General features: G+C 68.5%; 16 protein-coding genes and 1 riboswitch. Of the genes, 7 read left to right on the top strand and 9 right to left on the bottom strand.

Translation table 11 applies throughout. From position 1 onward, the window contains the following. Positions 1 to 3: 3 nt before the first annotated feature. Together F8A92_RS16345 and F8A92_RS16340 are read right to left on the bottom strand one after the other, a co-directional pair. Positions 4 to 774 carry a CbtA family protein gene (locus F8A92_RS16345; RefSeq protein WP_228389514.1) on the bottom strand — a complete coding sequence of 257 codons (771 nt, stop codon included), beginning with the start codon at positions 772 to 774 and terminating at the stop codon, positions 4 to 6. Between the two features lie 202 nt (positions 775 to 976). After that, on the bottom strand, positions 977 to 1198 hold the full coding sequence (locus F8A92_RS16340) for a CbtB domain-containing protein (RefSeq protein WP_153506241.1): 222 nt from the start codon (positions 1196 to 1198) through the stop codon (positions 977 to 979). 355 nt (positions 1199 to 1553) lie between these two features. Between F8A92_RS16340 and F8A92_RS16335 the strand changes: the two genes are divergently transcribed. Continuing rightward, positions 1554 to 2003 carry a histidine phosphatase family protein gene (locus tag F8A92_RS16335; protein ID WP_228389513.1) on the top strand — a complete coding sequence of 150 codons (450 nt, stop codon included), beginning with the start codon at positions 1554 to 1556 and terminating at the stop codon, positions 2001 to 2003. 331 nt (positions 2004 to 2334) lie between these two features. On the opposite strand, the gene F8A92_RS19140 is transcribed toward F8A92_RS16335, so the two are convergent. From F8A92_RS19140 to thiD, 3 genes are all read right to left on the bottom strand, one after another. Continuing rightward, positions 2335 to 2745: an FGGY-family carbohydrate kinase gene (locus tag F8A92_RS19140; RefSeq protein ID WP_267130051.1), complete on the bottom strand. Its 411-nt coding sequence runs from the start codon at positions 2743 to 2745 to the stop codon at positions 2335 to 2337. Between the two features lie 186 nt (positions 2746 to 2931). Then, positions 2932 to 3261, bottom strand: coding sequence for a hypothetical protein (locus F8A92_RS16325; protein ID WP_153506239.1), 330 nt, complete (start codon positions 3259 to 3261; stop codon positions 2932 to 2934). Positions 3262 to 3333: 72 nt separating this feature from the next. Further along, a complete protein-coding gene (thiD, locus tag F8A92_RS16320; RefSeq protein WP_153506238.1) occupies positions 3334 to 4191 on the bottom strand; it encodes a bifunctional hydroxymethylpyrimidine kinase/phosphomethylpyrimidine kinase in 858 nt (285 codons plus the stop codon). 29 nt (positions 4192 to 4220) lie between these two features. Next, a riboswitch (TPP riboswitch) is annotated at positions 4221 to 4329 on the top strand. Here thiD and thiC point away from each other — a divergent pair. From thiC to F8A92_RS16300, 4 genes are all read left to right on the top strand, one after another. Beyond that, positions 4327 to 6075 (top strand): phosphomethylpyrimidine synthase ThiC, encoded by a 1749-nt coding sequence (gene thiC, locus F8A92_RS16315; RefSeq protein ID WP_153506237.1) that lies wholly within the window; start codon positions 4327 to 4329, stop codon positions 6073 to 6075. (Overlaps the previous riboswitch by 3 nt.) Continuing rightward, positions 6072 to 7433, top strand: coding sequence for an MFS transporter (locus F8A92_RS16310; RefSeq protein WP_153506236.1), 1362 nt, complete (start codon positions 6072 to 6074; stop codon positions 7431 to 7433). Before thiC ends, F8A92_RS16310 begins: the two co-directional genes overlap by 4 nt. Then, a complete protein-coding gene (gene thiM, locus F8A92_RS16305; RefSeq protein ID WP_153506235.1) occupies positions 7430 to 8248 on the top strand; it encodes a hydroxyethylthiazole kinase in 819 nt (272 codons plus the stop codon). Before F8A92_RS16310 ends, thiM begins: the two co-directional genes overlap by 4 nt. Continuing rightward, entirely contained in the window at positions 8245 to 8895 is a 651-nt protein-coding gene (locus tag F8A92_RS16300; protein WP_153506234.1) for a thiamine phosphate synthase, read from the top strand. The genes thiM and F8A92_RS16300 overlap by 4 nt, the downstream gene beginning before the upstream one ends. A 178-nt stretch (positions 8896 to 9073) precedes the next feature. Here the strand turns inward: F8A92_RS16300 and F8A92_RS16295 are convergent, their stop codons facing one another. Beyond that, positions 9074 to 9733 (bottom strand): helix-turn-helix domain-containing protein, encoded by a 660-nt coding sequence (locus F8A92_RS16295; protein ID WP_153506233.1) that lies wholly within the window; start codon positions 9731 to 9733, stop codon positions 9074 to 9076. 592 nt (positions 9734 to 10325) lie between these two features. On the opposite strand from F8A92_RS16295, the gene F8A92_RS16290 reads away from it, so the two are divergent. Then, on the top strand, positions 10326 to 11675 hold the full coding sequence (locus tag F8A92_RS16290; RefSeq protein WP_153506232.1) for a hypothetical protein: 1350 nt from the start codon (positions 10326 to 10328) through the stop codon (positions 11673 to 11675). A gap of 353 nt (positions 11676 to 12028) precedes the next feature. On the opposite strand, the gene F8A92_RS16285 is transcribed toward F8A92_RS16290, so the two are convergent. After that, positions 12029 to 12796, bottom strand: coding sequence for a response regulator (locus tag F8A92_RS16285; protein WP_153506231.1), 768 nt, complete (start codon positions 12794 to 12796; stop codon positions 12029 to 12031). A 649-nt stretch (positions 12797 to 13445) separates the two neighbouring features. Here F8A92_RS16285 and F8A92_RS16280 point away from each other — a divergent pair. Then, positions 13446 to 14537: an ImmA/IrrE family metallo-endopeptidase gene (locus F8A92_RS16280; RefSeq protein WP_153506230.1), complete on the top strand. Its 1092-nt coding sequence runs from the start codon at positions 13446 to 13448 to the stop codon at positions 14535 to 14537. 277 nt (positions 14538 to 14814) lie between these two features. Here the strand turns inward: F8A92_RS16280 and F8A92_RS16275 are convergent, their stop codons facing one another. Then, positions 14815 to 15198, bottom strand: a complete 384-nt coding sequence (locus tag F8A92_RS16275) for a DoxX family protein (RefSeq protein WP_228389511.1) — start codon at positions 15196 to 15198, stop codon at positions 14815 to 14817. Positions 15199 to 15284: 86 nt separating this feature from the next. Then, positions 15285 to 15869, bottom strand: a complete 585-nt coding sequence (locus tag F8A92_RS16270) for a hypothetical protein (protein WP_153506228.1) — start codon at positions 15867 to 15869, stop codon at positions 15285 to 15287. Positions 15870 to 16533: the final 664 nt, after the last annotated feature.

Here is a 16533-nt window from a genome sequence, read left to right as displayed (position 1 = left end):
TGTCTAGGCCGCTCGCGTCGTGGATCGGAACGCGCGATCGGTGAGCACGCTGATGGTTATGCCGATGGTCGTCCAAAGGCTTAGCTGTATCGCAAGGGAAGCAGCGCGGAAGTCCGCAAGAGTGTTCGGTGGGAAGTTGCTCGGCGCCCGGCCGGCAGGCGGCATGAGAAGACCCGCGATGACGGCCAGCACGACGAAGGCGACGATGCCGCCGGCCACTCCAGCAGTCGGGAAGGCGAGCGAACTGACGCGCTTGGTGATGACGAGCGCCAAAACAAGGAGCGCGATGGATATCAGGATCATGCCGAAGTATTCAGCGGTGCGGGCGCCCAGCGTGGCGTCGTTGCCGATGCCCGGCGGCCCAGGCGGATACTTGAACCACACGACTCCGTAGAGCGCCACGAAGGCCAGCGCTGTGACCGCACCGCTGGATGCACCTGGGCCGAGTGACCCCACGCGGCCCACGGCGAAGGCGCTGAGCAGGCCGACGAGACCGCCCAGAGCGATTCCCATCAGGACGGTTCCGGTGAGGAGCCCCCAGGTCGACTGAGAGGAGCGGGAGACCGTCGCTGAGTCGTCCGCTGACGAGGAGGGCTCGGATTCCGCGGTGGGGCCGTCCCCGCCATGCTCCCCGGAGTGGCCACCGCCCTGCTCCTCGTAGGCGATGGCCGAACCCACGATCGGTTCACCAATGGTTTTCGCGACACCGAAGGCGACCATTCCGGCAAGGAGCCCGGCAAGCAGTCCGCGAACAAGAAAGGAGCGCGCAGTCACAATGAAGCAAACCTCGGTATATATAGGATCGGACCCAGACGGCGAGCAGTGTGGAAATCTCGGCCAGTACGCGCGGCAGCGGACGGGCGGCCGACTCCCCGCCGCAAATGATCTGCCAATTCGTCCGCCGCAGGAAGAACTGGGCGCCACCGCGATCGGGCAGTCGGACCCGAGGAGTGTGACCCGCGGCGGCGCCGCGTTGCTAGTGGCAGGGGAAGCCGAGCAGGTGCCGGCCGTCGTGCACCCATTCGTGGACGGTCGCGCCCGAGAACACGGAAAACACGCCCTGTTCTACGCCGACGAAGTACATCGCCACGACAGCCACGATCCCGAAGAAAATCAGGTACGGCACCAGCTCACGAACCGGAATTCGGTCGATCCCCGGGACTGAGATCGCGCGGGTGTCAATTGTGGTAGCCGTCATGGCGGGCCTTTCGCTCGATGGGATTGTGCGTCCCAATACCTGATGAACGAAGCCTCACGAAGGGGTCTGGCTCGACAAGACGTCTCACAGTAGCGCAACTGCGCCGGAATCCCACCGGCTTCCCATCGAGAGGTATCCGGTGAAGAGTAGCGCACGATAAGCAAGGCGGGGTATCGGATTGCGAGGCCACGATCCCGACAGATCGATCTATGGATAACGTCGTGGAAACCGTCCCCATGAATAAGGACTCCGGTTGCCGACTCGCCTCCTTGTTGTAGCAAGCGCACCGACGCATTCTCCCGGTGACATGCGACTGCCCCACCCTGACGACGAGGCGACGGGCGGAGATCGCGTAGTGGCCACAGCGCGCCGCGTTCGTGCGGCCGAGAGGGGCGAGTTCTCGGCGGCAGTGACTACCGCTCGCGCTCTGGGGCTCGATGCGCGGCCCGAGCCGGCGTGGCGACAGCGTGATTACGGCGACTGGTCCGGGCAGTGTCTGACAGACCTCCCGTCGGCAGAGATCGCCGGCTGGATCGCGGCGCCGCAGTCCGCGCCGCCAGGCGGTGAGTCGGTGGACGAGGTGGTGCAGCGGGTCGATCGACGGCTACGGCGAGGTTTTGCTGACGGGCTGCACGTGGTCGTGACATCTGCCGACGTGGTTCGCGTGGCGGCATTGGTGGTGCTGGGTGCCCCGGGGACGTCTTACGGCGCGATCGACGTCGCCCCGCTGGATGCACTGGAGGTCACCCTCAACGGCGACCGACGAGCGCTGCGAAGTCTGCGCCCCTATCCCGACTGGCTCTGACCGCCTGCCAGCGACTCGTCCGAGCTCGAATCCACGCCGTGACCAGCCGAAACAGTGGTGGGACTGTGCCCGATCCGATAACGTCCGAAACGCAAGTGCCGAAGTTGGTCGTGGGACGCAGCAGCGTCGCACCGCGAAGAAAGGAAGATCAGTGCGCAAAGCAACTACGTGGGTAGCCGGAGCACTCCTGGCTTTCGGAAGCATGACCGCAGCGACCGCCGCTTACGCTGATCAGCCGGGCCCGGGTGACAAGCAATGCGTGCCGGGACAGCAGGGCAATCCGCATCCCGGCTTCAAGGCAGGCTCCTGCTCCAACGGCAAGTGGTAGCTCTCACCCGGGCGGTGGGTGGCTCGACCGGGTCACCCACCGCGCCCGGTGGCACCACCGTCGGTAGCGTCCGGTGCGGCGGCTCGACGTCGGGGCCGTCCCTCGCCCTCGCTCGACGATCGTGGAGGGGTGGTGGTCTCCTGGGTGCGTGCCGGCACGACTACTCGACGCCGTCGTCGACCCAGTCGAAGGACTTCGTGACCGCCTTGTGCCAGCCGCGCAGCAGCTTCGCGCGCAGCGCCGGATCGATCGTCGGGCTCCAGCGACGGTCCTCGGCGCAGTTGGCGCGGATCTCGTCCTTGCCCGACCAGAACCCGACCGCCAGGCCGGCGCGTACGCCGCACCGAGCGCGGTCGTCTCGGTCACGTGCGGCCGGATCACCGACACGTCGAGGATGTCCGCCTGGAACTGCATGAGCGCGTCGTTCGCGATCATCCCACCGTCGACCTTGAGCTCGGATCAGCGCGACACCCTGCTCGGCGGCGTCCACGAGCATCGCCGCCATCACGCGACGGTCTGGTACCCGTCGACTGAGCGCTGCAGCTCGGGTGGCTCATCCTCGGCCCGAGGTGCTGATCTGCGGCTGCGTCGGCCCCGTGCTCACCGCATGGTGGCTGCCGGCCACCCGACGCCGAGGGTGAGTAGCGCCCAGACGAGCGTCCGCAACGCAGCCATGCCTGCGCGCAGCTCCAAGGGGCCGTGTAGTTGGAGCAGGGCGACGTCTGCCTGCTGTTGCGTTTCGAGCAGGGCGTCTGCCGTCTCGAAGGCGCCGCGTACGTCGAGGCTTCGCACGAGACGGGGAAATGCGATCCGGATCAACTGAGTGCTATCCGCGAGGACTGCTGTGGGCTTGGCCAAGATCACTCCATGGGTCATGCGTGCTGCCGCGTGCTGCACGACGTGACCCCATTGCTGGCGCTGATTCTGCACCGACGGACTTCACCGAGTGGGGCAATGCGTGAAGCGGGTGGCAGTTGCATGGGTCCGCCGTGGCGTTGTGGCCTACGGCGCGGGCTCTTCGTGCCAGCGGGTTTGCTCGTAGAAGTGATGGACCGGGCCGGGACCGTGCCCGATGTCGAGGACGGGCCCGTGGCGCAACGCGCCGGTCAACCACTCTTTCGCCGCGCGTACGGCTGGCAACCAGTCACCGCGCCGTGGATAGAACGCCGCCACTGCCGAGCTCAGAGTGCAGCCGGTGCCGTGTGTGTCCCGCGTGGCCACCCGTGGCGCGGAGAGACGCGTGACAGCACCGCCGGAGGAGTCGAGCCAGACATCGACCGACCGCTCACCCTCAAGGTGGCCGCCCTTGAGCAGCACTCGACTCGCACCGGCGCCGACGAGCCGCTCGGCCTGCCGTTGCATCTCGGATACGGACGCCGCCGCGGGCTCGTCCAGCAGGACAGCGGCCTCCGGAAGATTCGGCGTAACGACGTCGACGCGACTCACCAACGCCCTGAGCGCAGCTAATGCGTCCGCGGCGAGCAGGGGCGTGCCGACGCTGGAGACCATCACGGGGTCCAGCACCACCGGTGTGGTGCGCAGCGGCCCATCCGTCAGCACGTCGTGGATCATCTCGATCAGCTCTGCCGAGCCGAGCATCCCCACCTTGACGACGTCGATCCGCACGTCCTCGACGAGCGTCGTCAGCTGCTCGCGGACGACCGGCACGGGGATCGGATGCACCATCGTCACGGTCCGCGTTGATTGTGCGGTCAGGGCCGTGATGACGCACGTGCCGTAGGTGCCGAGTGCGCTGAACGTCTTCAGGTCCGCCTGGATACCGGCGCCGCCGGAAGGGTCCGAACCCGCGATCGACAGGGCAACCGGTGGTCGTGTCGGGTGCCGTTTCGGGTCTGGCATGACAGCACCCTAGCGAGGTGGCTACTATCGGTCGCACCCACGGGAGCCCGGGCACGGGCTGAGATCGGACTGACGCCGTCCGGACCGTTCGAACCTGTCCGGATCATGCCGGCGAAGGAAGAGGAGGCGCTAGCAATGCGTACCCCGGAAATGCCCGAAATTCATCCCCAGCACCGTGCCGTGATTCTCGGGGACGCCGACGTGCGTGTCCCGATGACGGCGATCAAGCTGTCCGACAGCCCCGGCGGCGTTCCGAACGAGGACGTGCTGGTCTATCGCACGTGCGGCCCCGGCTCCGATCCCCGCTCCGGCCTCCCGGCCCTGCGCGCCGACTGGATCAATGCCCGCGATGACGTCGAGACCTACCGGGGTCGCGGGCGGCGTCTTGCGGACGACGGCCGGGCGGCGGTTCGGCGTGGCGAGGCGTCCACCGACTGGCTGGGACCGCGGCGCGAGCCGCTCCGGTCCGCACACGGCAGGACGGTGACCCAGATGCACTACGCGCGTCGCGGTGAGATCACGTCGGAGATGCGATTCGTCGCGCTGCGCGAAGGGTGCAGCCCCGAGCTGGTGCGTGACGAGCTCGCGGCCGGACGCGCGATCATCCCGGCGAACGTGAACCACCCCGAGTCCGAGCCGATGATCATCGGCAAGGCGTTTCTGACCAAGATCAACGCCAACATCGGCAACTCCGCCGTCACGTCGTCGATCGCCGAAGAGGTCGAGAAGCTCACCTGGGCAACCCGCTGGGGCGCCGACACCGTGATGGACCTGTCGACCGGCGATGACATCCACACCACCCGGGAATGGATCCTGCGCAACAGCCCCGTCCCGATCGGAACGGTTCCGATCTATCAGGCGCTGGAGAAGGTGGACGGCAACGCATCAGCGTTGACCTGGGAGATCTTCCGCGACACGGTCATCGAGCAGTGCGAGCAGGGCGTGGACTACATGACCATCCACGCCGGCGTGCGCCTGGCGTACGTGCCGCTCACCGCGGACCGGGTCACCGGCATCGTCTCGCGGGGCGGCTCGATCATGGCCGGGTGGTGCCTTGCCCACCACCAGGAGTCCTTCCTGTACACGCACTTCGACGAGCTTTGCGAGATCTTCGCGCGCTACGACGTCGCGTTCTCGCTGGGAGACGGCCTTCGCCCCGGCTCCATTGCGGACGCTAACGACGCCGCGCAGCTCGCTGAGCTGCGCACCCTCGGTGAGCTCACCGAACGGGCCTGGGCGTACGACGTCCAGGTCATGGTCGAGGGGCCCGGCCACGTGCCGCTGCACCTGGTGAAGGAGAACGTCGACCTGGAGCAGGAGTGGTGCCACGGCGCGCCGTTCTACACCCTCGGGCCGCTGGTGACCGACATCGCGCCGGGCTACGACCACATCACGTCCGCGATCGGCGCGGCGACCATCGCCCAGCACGGGACCGCGATGCTGTGCTACGTCACCCCGAAGGAGCACCTCGGTCTGCCCAACCGCGACGACGTGAAGACCGGTGTCATCACCTACAAGATTGCCGCCCACGCGGCGGACCTGGCGAAGGGTCATCCGCGGGCGAGGGTCCGTGACGACGCGCTGAGCAAGGCGCGGTTCGAGTTCCGCTGGCATGACCAGTTCGCGCTGTCTCTCGATCCGGAGACCGCGATGGCCTACCACGACGAGACGCTGCCGGCCGAGCCGGCGAAGACGGCGCACTTCTGCTCGATGTGCGGGCCGAAGTTCTGCTCGATGCGAATCAGCCAGGACATCCGGGACGCGTACGGCGCGGCCGCGGCACAGCGAGCGGTGGTGGAGGAGGGCCTCGCGCAGAAGTCCCGGGAGTTCATCGAGCTCGGGGCGAGCGTGTACCTGAGCGAGGATGCGGCAGGTCGGGCATGAGCCTGGTACCGGGCCTGCCCCTGCCGGGGCGCGCCGCGGTCCGCGCGGGTGTGGTGGGCAACTTCGTCGACCAGGTGAACATCTTTCTGCCCGTCGTCGCGCTCGCGCCCGCGCTGAGCTCCTTGGCGGGGCCACGCGCCGGGGTGACCACCGGCGCCCTGGTCGTCGTGGCCACGCTGCTCGGCAGGCCGCTTGGCGCGATGATCTTCGGCCGGATCGCCGACCGGCTCGGGCGGACCGCGACGACGAAGATCGCGATCGCCGGCACCGCCGCATCCAGCCTGGCCATCGCCGCGGTGCCCAGCCACCACCTCATCGGCGCCTGGGCGATAAGCGCCGTAGTGCTGCTGCGGTTCGTAGGCGGCGCGTTCCTCGCCGGTGAGTACACGTCAGCGATTCCGTTGGCGATGGAGTGGTCGGTGCCCCGCCGCCGCGGTCTGCTTTCCGGCCTCATCATGTCCATGGCGCCCTGGGCGCAATCGACGATCGCGTTCGCTACCACGGCCCTCATAGCGGTGCTGGGGCGCCCAGAATATGCAGCGTACGGTTGGCGCTTCGCCTTCCTCGCCGGCGGGACCGCCAGCCTGTTGCTGCTCGTCTACTATTCGACGCGCGTCGCCGACGCCCCACAAGCCCAACGGCACAGTGCCGTCGCTGGCATCGAACGCGGCGCTCGGCCGGGCGGTCTACGCGCCGTGCTCGGCGGCCGGTACGCCGGCGCGTTCTGGCAGATGTTCGGCCTGATGAGTGGCCTGTGGCTGATGACCAATATGGTCGTCATCCTGCTGGCGGGGCGGCTGGCCGTGGACCTTCGGCTCGATGGTGGCCAGGTCGCGCTGGTCATGGGAGCTGCCTCGGTCGCGCAGGCAGTGGTCATGTCGCTGACCGGTCACGCGTCTAGCGTGCTCGGGCGGCGCCGTTTCTTCGTGGGGTGGGGGGTGCTCGCCGGGATCGCCGCCCCGGTGCTGTGGCTCGGCACGCTCAGCACCCGATCGATACCGATAGTTCTCGGCGCTGTGCTTCTGCAGGCGGTTACGGTGTGCGGGTACGGCCCGGTGGGTGCCTACCTGTGCGAACGGTTCCCGGCGTCCGTCCGCTCGACCGGCTACGGGACGGCGTACTCGCTGTCCATCGTCGCGCCGGCCTTGTGGCCGTGGTGGCTGCCGACCGTGCAACAGGCGCTCGGGCATGACGGTGCGGTGGTGGCGGTCTTGGCCTTCTCGGGCTCGCTCGTCGCTGCATGTGGGGCCCTGGGGCCTCGCCTGGGACCGGACGTCCTCGATCGGGACGTCGAGAGCCTCGCTGTGCAGACGCGTCATACCGAGCGGACTCCTGCCCTGGTGAGTGAGGGGTCATGACGGACGGCATGCGAGCGGAGGTCGCCGCGACGCTGACTGCCTTGCGCGAAAGCGCGCCGTTGGTCCACGCGATCACCGGCTCTGTAAGCCAGGGCCTGGTCGCTGATGGCCTGCTCGCCGCCGGCGCTCGCCCGATGATGACCGACACCCGGCGGGAGGCGCCGCGGCTTGTGACGACCGCCGACGCGCTGCTGGTCAACCTCGGCTCTCTCAGCAGCGACGCCACCTCCGGCATCCGGCCGACCGTCGAGAAGGCGCGCGCTCACCGCGTGCCCTGGGTTCTCGATCCCACCGCAATCGGAATCGCGCCGGTGCGTACCCCGATGGCCCGGGCACTGCTTCGCCTCGGGCCGACCGCCGTCCGCGGCAACGCCTCGGAAGTACTCACGCTGATCGAGGGGGGTGCAAGTGGGCGTGGAACGGACAGCACCGTGACTCCTGAGGCGGCGGCCGTCGCGGCGCGGCGGCTCGCGTCCCAGTCCGGCTGCGTGGTCGCGGTCTCGGGGCCGGTCGACCTGATCACCGACGGTGACGGGGTCGTGCGCGTCGCCAGCGGTCGGTCGATGCTCACCAAGGTCTCCGGGACCGGCTGCCTCCTCGGGGGGCTCACTGCCGCATGTGTGGCCGCGATCAGCGGGCCGAAGCCGCCACCGAGGGCCACCCCGTTGGGTGCGGTGGTCGCTGCCACCGCGCTGCTGACTGTCGCGGCGGAACGTGCAGGTGACCTCCCGCCCGGCAGCTTCCGCATCGGATTGCTCGACGCGCTGCATGCCGTGGACAGCGATGAGATCGCTGAGGCCGTGGACCTGCGATGAACCAGATCGACTGGCGCGTGCAGCTCGTAACGTCCGGCTCGGACCGGGCTACCGTTACGGCGTCGGCGGCGGCCGCTGCGGCCGGGGTGGGCGTCGTGCAGGTCCGCTGCAAAGAAGCATCCGCCGCGGAACTGCTGGAACTGCTCACCGCGGTCGCTGATGCTGTTCATGCGGTGTCGCCGCGCACTCGGGTGCTCGTCAACGACCGCGCAGACGTCGCCTTCGTCGCTCGTCGGCGCGGCGTGGCCGTGCACGGCGTACACCTCGGTCAGGACGACCTGCCGGTGGCCGGCGCGCGTGGGCTGCTCGGTGCGGACGCCATCATCGGGCTGACGGCCGGCACTCTCGAGCACATTCGCGAGGCCGAACGTCGCCGCGGCGGCGACCGCCCGGATTATCTGGGTTGTGGGCCGTTCCGCCTCACGCCGACCAAGGACGTCGGCCGTCCGGCGGTGGGTCTCGACGGGTATCTGCAGCGCGCTGCGGATACCCGTCTGCCCGTGCTGGCCATCGGCGATGTCACCCTGAACGACATTCCCTCGCTCGCGCGGACCGGCATCGCCGGGGTGGCGCTCGTTCGAGAAATCATGGCGGCGCAGGACCCCGGCGCAGCGGCCATCGCCTGCATCGCTGCCTGGGGGCAGTAAGGGGTGGACCCCGCGCCACCCGCGTCGGGTACCCGCGACCGTCTCAGGCTTAGACACCACCAACTCAAGGCGATCCGCCCGGACCTACCCCTACCCGCCATGACCGGCCCATGCACAGAAATCTTGACGGGCTCGGGTCAGGCTTAACCGCACCGCCCGTCCGTGCCGCCTGCAAGATCTAGTGGGTGGGCCAGATGTCGGGGAGGTACTCGGGGTCGAGGTCGAGCAGGCGGCAGATCATGTCGAGGGAGGCGCAGGACAGGAACTCGCGAAGCACCTGTGCGGTGGCGCGCCATTCGGTGACGGCGCGTTCTTCGGGCTCGTCGAGGAGCGCGGCGATCGCGGTCATGGGTCGTCCGTGTGCTCGGGCGGCGAGGATCTGCCGTTCGCGGGGTGTGAGCACGCCGAGCCCGCCGTGCTCGCTGAGCTGCTGGAGGCGGCTGAGCAGCTCTGTGGGGAACTCGCTGCCGCCGCTGGCGACCTCGACGAACGCGTCCTGGGCGGTCGTGGCGGGGGCGGCCTTGGAGACGATGCCGGCGGCTCCGGAGGCGAGGCAGGCGGCGTGCACGAAGGGTCGTTGCTCGTGGGTGTAGAGGCACACGACATGCCCGAAACCCACTAGGGTCCGCAGCGCGGCCAGGCCTGCGCGTAGCTCCTCGAGCGGGCTTTCTTGGCTATCGGGCAGCTCGAGGACGACGACATCGACAGCGAGCCGCGAGGCGAGCAGGGCGCCTGCTGTGGTGAACGCGCCGCGCACGTCCAGCTGCGGCATGAGGACGGGAAAGGCCTTGCGGATGAAGGTCGCGTTGTCCACGATCGCTGCGGTGGGCGTGCGCATGGTCGCTCCATGAGCTGGGCGTGAGAGCCCCGTGCTGCCCCACGTGAGCTTTACATGCGCCCGATTGTGCGCCGACCGCACCGGTGTGGGCGCGGCTGTGTGAGCGACATCACGCAGCGACCTGTCGTCGGGTGCAGCAGTCCGGCGAGCAACGCTGCAGGAGTCCCAACGCCGACGAGGCCGGGAACCTGGAGTACATCTACCAGCCGAGCAAGCGCGGCCAGCATGAGGTGTGCACCTATGCCTCAACATCGGCTCGGGATCGAACCAGTGACCGCCAGACGGGGGCATCACCAACGGCCGACGGATCACGATCGCAGGGCGACATCAGCGCCGGCGAGGCAGGACCAGGCAGGGTCGTCATCCACGCCTGGACCCTCTATGTGGATGCGTCGACGGAGCGGCGCGCCGGCCGATCACGGTGCGGCATCCGCGACTCAGGGCGGCCCTCCGCAGACGCGAAGGTGCACGGATACGTGATCGTGATCACGGTATCTGTCGCGCTTATATCCCCGCGTTCATGATGTAAATGCGCCGTGAGGACTGGGTGTGCCTCACAGGACTTCTTGGTTCAACTTCTTTAGGACGGCCCATGTCTACCATCAGTGCGCGCGTGCGCCGGGCGATGACGCTCACCGCCGCCGGCCTTCTGGCCGCGGCGTCGATAAGCACCGCGGCGCACGCCGAAACGGCCGGCCCGAGCAGTGCGGCCGCTGATGGTTCCACTTCCTCGGCCGCGCCGAGCACTCCGGCCCCAGGCACCGCCTCGCCGACCTCCGCCAGTCCCGCGCCGACGTCCGCGACCGCCACGACCGCGACCCCCACGGCGGAGGCATCCCCGTCGACGAGCACTGCGACGTCATCCAGCAAACCGGCCCCCTCGACGTCCGCGCCGAACTCGCAGGCGCCGACGTCCTCGGCGGCGGCCCCGACCAGCGAGGCGAAGGCGACGTCCGCCGCCGGCAACAATCCCGAGGGTTACCTCGGTGCATGGAGCGCGAACGACGGACTGATCTACTTCACTGGTTATGCGTTCGATCGCGATGACTTCTCGCAGAAGGTCACCACCTTCTACACACTTGATGGCACGGTCGTCGCCTACCAGATCGCCCAGCTGCGCAGCCAAGAGCTTGACCCCTACGGCCTGCCCTCGGTCGGTGTCTTCGGCGCGGTTCAGGCGCCCACCGCTGGTCAGCACCAGATCTGCATGTTCGGCGGCAACATCGGCCCCGGGCAGAGCGGCATCATCTCGTGCTTCAATGTCTACGTCGCGCAGAAGGACCCGCGCGGCGACATCATGGTGGACACTCCCGAGAACCAGATCCGCATCAATGGGTGGCTGCTCGATGACTCCAACCCACAACAGTCCCTGGGCCTGTGGATCTTCGACAACGGCCGACCGATCGCCTACTTCGTCTCGAACGCGGCGAGCCCGTATCTCTACCCGTACGGCGTATTCGGCAACCATGCCTTCGGGTACATGTACTCGCCGAGCACCTCGGGCAGCCATCAGATCTGCGTCCTCGGCGCGAATATCGGGTTCGGCCAGAACGCCTGGATCGAGTGCGCCGACGTCACCGTCGATACTGCGGCGAGCGACCCCTGGGGAGTCATGTACCTCAGTGCAGAGGATCCGGATAGCAACGGCCTCACAGACTTCTTTGTCTACGGCGTCGCGTGGGACCCGAATGTCACCTGGCCGGTGCGTGTCGGACTGTTCCTCGACGGACAGCTGATGCCAATCGACTACCCAGACTGGATCGCCGACCTCGACTACTCCGATCTCAATCCGCCCGGTATCACCGGAAAACACGGTTACGATCTTTGGATCGGCGAGGAAGGATATGAACTCGCGGCAGGCAATCACGAGGTCTGCCTTTACGTGTACAACCAGGGCCCGGGCACCGGCCAGCTCGTGCAGTGTGAGTACTTCACCGTCTAGCGCAGCGCGTGGCTTCTGCCGCCGACGCAAGAAGCCACTCGCGGAAAGTGCGCTGTCGAAGTGGAGCTCGACGGCCACAGGATGGCTAACGAGGCTTCGGGAGACCCTCAGCCCACGCCGGCGTGGTTATGGGTCCGGTGTCTTTCGGTTGCACGCACGCCGGACATGAATCGCCAAGTCACTGGGGGCATCAACGGTGGCGACCCCAGCCCGGTGAACCGGTGGCGTGAGCCCATCGGAGAAGCGCTGGGTATCGCACGGCAGCACCACGTCGAGATTTCCCTCGCTGTTATCGGTCCACCGTCGAGCGCGGGAGTCGTGCGGCAGTGACACGGTTGCTGACCCGGTACCGCTTAGGCGTGCGGGTCGACCGCCGCGGGCGTGTCCAGGGTGCCGTAGTGCGGCTCGTCGATGGTGTCGGTGAACGGGATGGGCCAGATGTCAGCGAAGTCCTCAGGATCGAGGCCGAGCTGGCGGCTGATCATTGCCAGGGAGGCGTAGGAGAGGAACTCGCGGACCAACCGTCCGGTGATGTGCCATTCCTCAACGGCCAGCGCCTCGGGCTCATCGAGCAACGTCGCAGCGATCGCGGTGATCGACATTCCACGCGCGCGGGCGGCGAAGATCTGCCGCTTGCGCGGTGAGAGCAGTCCGAGCCCTCCGCGCTCACTGAGCTGCTGAATCCGGGCGAGTAGCTCTGGCGGGAACTCGGTGCCCCCGTTGGCGACGTCGACAAACGCGTCCTGGGCGAGAGGGGAGGGAGCGGACTTCGAGACGACGCCGACGGCTCCGGAGGCCAGGCAAGCGGCGTGCACGAACGGCCGCTGCTCTTGCGTGTAGACGCAGACGGCGTACCCGGCCCGCGTCAAGGTCCGCAACGCGGCCATGCCTGCCCGCAGCTCCACGGGGCATTTCTGGGCTTCTTGCAGCTCCAGCACAACGACGTCGGCGCGCCGACGCGAGACCAGCAGGGCCTCAGCGGTCGGGAAGGCGCCGCGTACGTCCAGCTGCGGCATGAGGACGGGAAAGGCTTCCCGAATGAAAGTAGCGTCGTCCACGACAAGCGCGGTGGGTTTGCGCATCGTCTCTCCAGAGCCGCGCGTCGTGTCCGTGCTGCTCACGAGACTATTCCTACCGACGATTGTGCACGGTGCTCGGCGTTCAGACGAGACCCTTGCCGGCAGCTTCGCCTCTTCCGCCGGCAAGGAACGCCGGCGAGGACGGCCGTCGCTGAATAATTCGCCGAGCAACTCAGGTCCGCCCGGAGCCCGGCCGGGACGAGCTGCGGGGCGCGTATCCAGTACGGCAAGCAGCTGCCCGCGTTCGGCGTTCGGCCTTCTCGCAAACCTCGACCGCTGTGAACCCTCCGCCGGCCAACGGGCACTGCGCGCCGGCGCCCGCATCACCGACGAGCCCGACGCCGCGCGGTCCTCGCTCACGCTCGGTCAAGCGTTGTCCCGCTCGCGCCGCCTCCTGCGTCGGCTCTGCTCGCTCACCGAGTGTGTGGCTGCCTACCACCTGCGCACCCACCACCCAGGGCGCGGCCCCACAAGATCCTCGGCGCCACCGATGCCTGCCGGCTCGGGCCAAGGAGGCTTCGCCCCGGCCCGAACGCGGGGGAGGGGTGGCTTATTTCCTCGGACATCTTCTGGCGCCTCAGCTGCGCTGTCCCTGGGCCGCGGGGCCCTCGCTTCGGTGGCTGATCGGCAGTGCGGCAGGCGCCAGGGCCTGCCGGGCATCAACGCCCCACACCGCCGGGAGGCAAACCTCATGAGCCAGCAGACGATCGACCACACCGCCACCCGCGCTGCACTCACGCAGCAGGCAGCCGCGTTCATGGAGAACCCGGCCGGCTGGCCCGCGGCGATGGCCGCGCGGGCCCTGCGGCTGCGCGCCGGGCACCCGGCCTACTCGCCGAACAACCAGGCACTCATCCTCAGCCAGCTGTGGGACCGGTTCGCCGGTGCGGGCATGAACGACGCTGACGCGTTCGCCGCAGCGACCCAGGCCGCCGCCGAGGAGATCGCGCCCGCGTACGTGTGGCGCAGGCGCGGATTCACCCCGCACGGGCCGGCCTTGGCGATCTACTCCCGGCCCATTCCCGTCTGGGTCGACCCGGAGACGGGCAAGAAGTGCCCGAACGACACCGCCGGCGCGGTGCGTAAGACCGTCTTCAAGATCGAACGCACCTACCGCGCGCAGGATGTCACCAACGAGCACGGCGAGACCGCGGCGGCCGCGTACGCGGCGCCCGAGCTGCCCGCGGGGGAGGCCCGCGACGTGTTCGAGCGGCTGGCCGCGTGGATCACCGCGCAGGGCTGGAGCGTCACCCGCTCGCCCCGCGACACCGCCGCGGGCGGGTCCACCGCGCACGCGGCCCGCGCGATCACCATCAACGGCGCCCTGGCCGGGTGGGCCGCGGTCGAGACCCTGGCGCACGAGATCGCGCACGCGCTGCTGCACGGAGCCACCGACGAGCGGCCCTACGCCGGCGACCACCGCGGCGACATGGAAGCCGAAGCCGAAGCGGTCGCGTTCGGGCTGCTGACCGCCTACGGGCAAGGCGACCTTGCGCGCGGGTCCGCCCGCTACGCCGCGGAATGGACCCGCGACCCGCAGCGGGTCGCGATCGCGTACGAGCGCGCCTCGCACGTCCTCGACGCGGTCGCCGCCGTCGCCAACGGAGCGAAGGACGTGAGCGTGCAGGAATCGACGAAAGCAGCCAAGGCCGCCGCCACTGCTGATAACAAGGCCCTCGCTGCCGCGCTGCGGGCCGCCGGGCTGCAGCCGTGCGGCGAAGCGTGGACGCGGGCCAAGGCAGGCGAGCCCATCACCGCCATCGCGGCCGCGCTGAATCCGTGAACCAGGCCGCTACATCCCGTAGCGTCGCACCGAGGGCCCGGCGACCCACCCCCCGACGGTTGCCGGGCCCGCCGCTGCCCACCACAGGGCTGGCGGCCTCCGGCAAGAGCCCAATCGGAGCTCGGCCGTCGGCCTTCGCACTGGCACCGGGCCGGGGACTCCCTCACGGTCGCACCTACCCCTCACGCCGACAGCACCAGCGGACACGGCCAAGCCCGCCGACTCCGCAGGCGAGTCGATTCACCGAACTACGGCAGCTCGACCATGAGCCGGTCGATTAGACCGCCTGCGGGCTGCGGATCTGGCCAATTTTGCGATCAAGCGCGAACGCCCCGGGCCCGGTGAACAGCAGGAGCAGGAACACCCAGCAGTACAACGCCGACGACTCGCCGTTGTTCTGCAGGGGGTGCAAGGCGACGGGCTGGTGGACCACGATGTAGGCGTAGGCCATCGAGCCCGAAGCGACCAGCGCTGCCGGGCGCGTGAACAACCCAGCGGCAACGAGTAGCCCGCACACGACCTGAATGACGGCCGCGTACCACCCGGGCCATGCTCCGACCGGCACGGTACCGCCGCCGTGGGCACCGCCGAAGAGCCCGAACAGCGACGCAACACCATGGCTGGCGAACAGGAACCCGACGAGGACCCGAAAGACAGCCACCCCGTAGGAGCGGAGGTGATCTGGATGGCGAGCGGGTGTCATAAAGATCCCTTCCGGGGTCTCCTGGTGCGGGGCGTTCGTTGGCGTCACTTCTCTGGGCCCAAGTGCACGTTCGTGAACTCGACGGTCGCGCCCTGAGACAGCGGCGGCTGCTCGGCCGCCTCGCCGTGCCGATTGAAGGCGGGCACGCCGAGGGTGGCGCGGACCGTGTAGGTGCCGGGCTCCGCGATGGAGAAGTTGCTCGCGTAGTGGAAGAACGTCGAGTAGTAGAAGTTCAGGTCCAGCTTCTGGATCGCGGCGCCCTGGGCGTCGAGGACCTCCAGCGTTATCGGGACGTCCGGAATGACTCGGCCGGTCGAAGTCTCCACCGGAATGATCTCGATGTGGTTCGTCTCCCCGGCCGCCGGCTCGCGGAACTTGCTCGCTCCGCCGCTCGGCACCTCATGCCAAGGCTCGGCCGCCTCGGTAATGAGATGGACCGTCCACGGTCCGGACTTGACGGTCTGCCCCTTCTCGGCGACCTCGTCGGCCAGCACTTCGTACTGCTTGATCACCCCATCGGCGACCGCTGGCTTCTGCGATGCGTCGGTGGATGAGTCTTCGCTGCACGCGGAAAGTGCGGCGAAGGCGAGCGGGAGGGTCGCGAGAGCGAGGACGAACGAGCGACGCATGGAAGACCTTTCGATGTGGTAGCTTAAGTGAGGCTTACCTTACTAAGACGGTTTGTCTGGGTGGAAGGGGGCCGCGTCGTCACCGCATGGGTCGTGTCGACCGGGATCACGCGGCGCCTTGGTGACCTGGGGCGGAGAGTTCGGCGGCCGACGCTTTTTCGGTTGCGCAAGGCAGCTCAGAGCTCGACGGCAGCAGAGTTCTCGCAGCAAAGTTCTCGCGGTCGGGATATGGCACGGCCGGCCAACCCCACACACGAGGGGCAGGTTAGCTCAACGCCGCGCGCAGCCAACCCGGTTCCTTGGCGCGAACGTTCCGGTCTCGAACGCACCGCTGCCTGCCGCGGACGCCGGTGCGGTGTTCGCCTGGTCGTCGCGCGGGCGACCGGAGAGATCCAACGTTGACTTGATCGCCGCGAGAGTGTCATCGCGGTTCCCCGCACGCTCGCACCGGACGCCACAACAGGGCGGCCTGCCGGCCGCGCTCAACACCGGAGAAGAGCCCGCGTGGTGGGGGAGGGGGGCCGTACAGAGCCGCCAAGGGTAGCGGCCTGGGGGCCCGAGCGCGCTAGCCTCGATGTTTCACGAGCGGCGGCTGGCCTGTCGGTGTGGCCGGGCTGGCCGGGTGGTGGCGGCGGGCGTGGGTGATCGCCGGCGTTGGCGTTCG

The sequence above is a fragment of the Cumulibacter manganitolerans genome, assembly GCF_009602465.1.
Taxonomy (GTDB): Bacteria; Actinomycetota; Actinomycetes; order Mycobacteriales; family Antricoccaceae; genus Cumulibacter; species Cumulibacter manganitolerans.
Note: the sequence above shows the minus strand (reverse complement) of the source record. Positions and strands in the feature narration are given on the sequence as shown.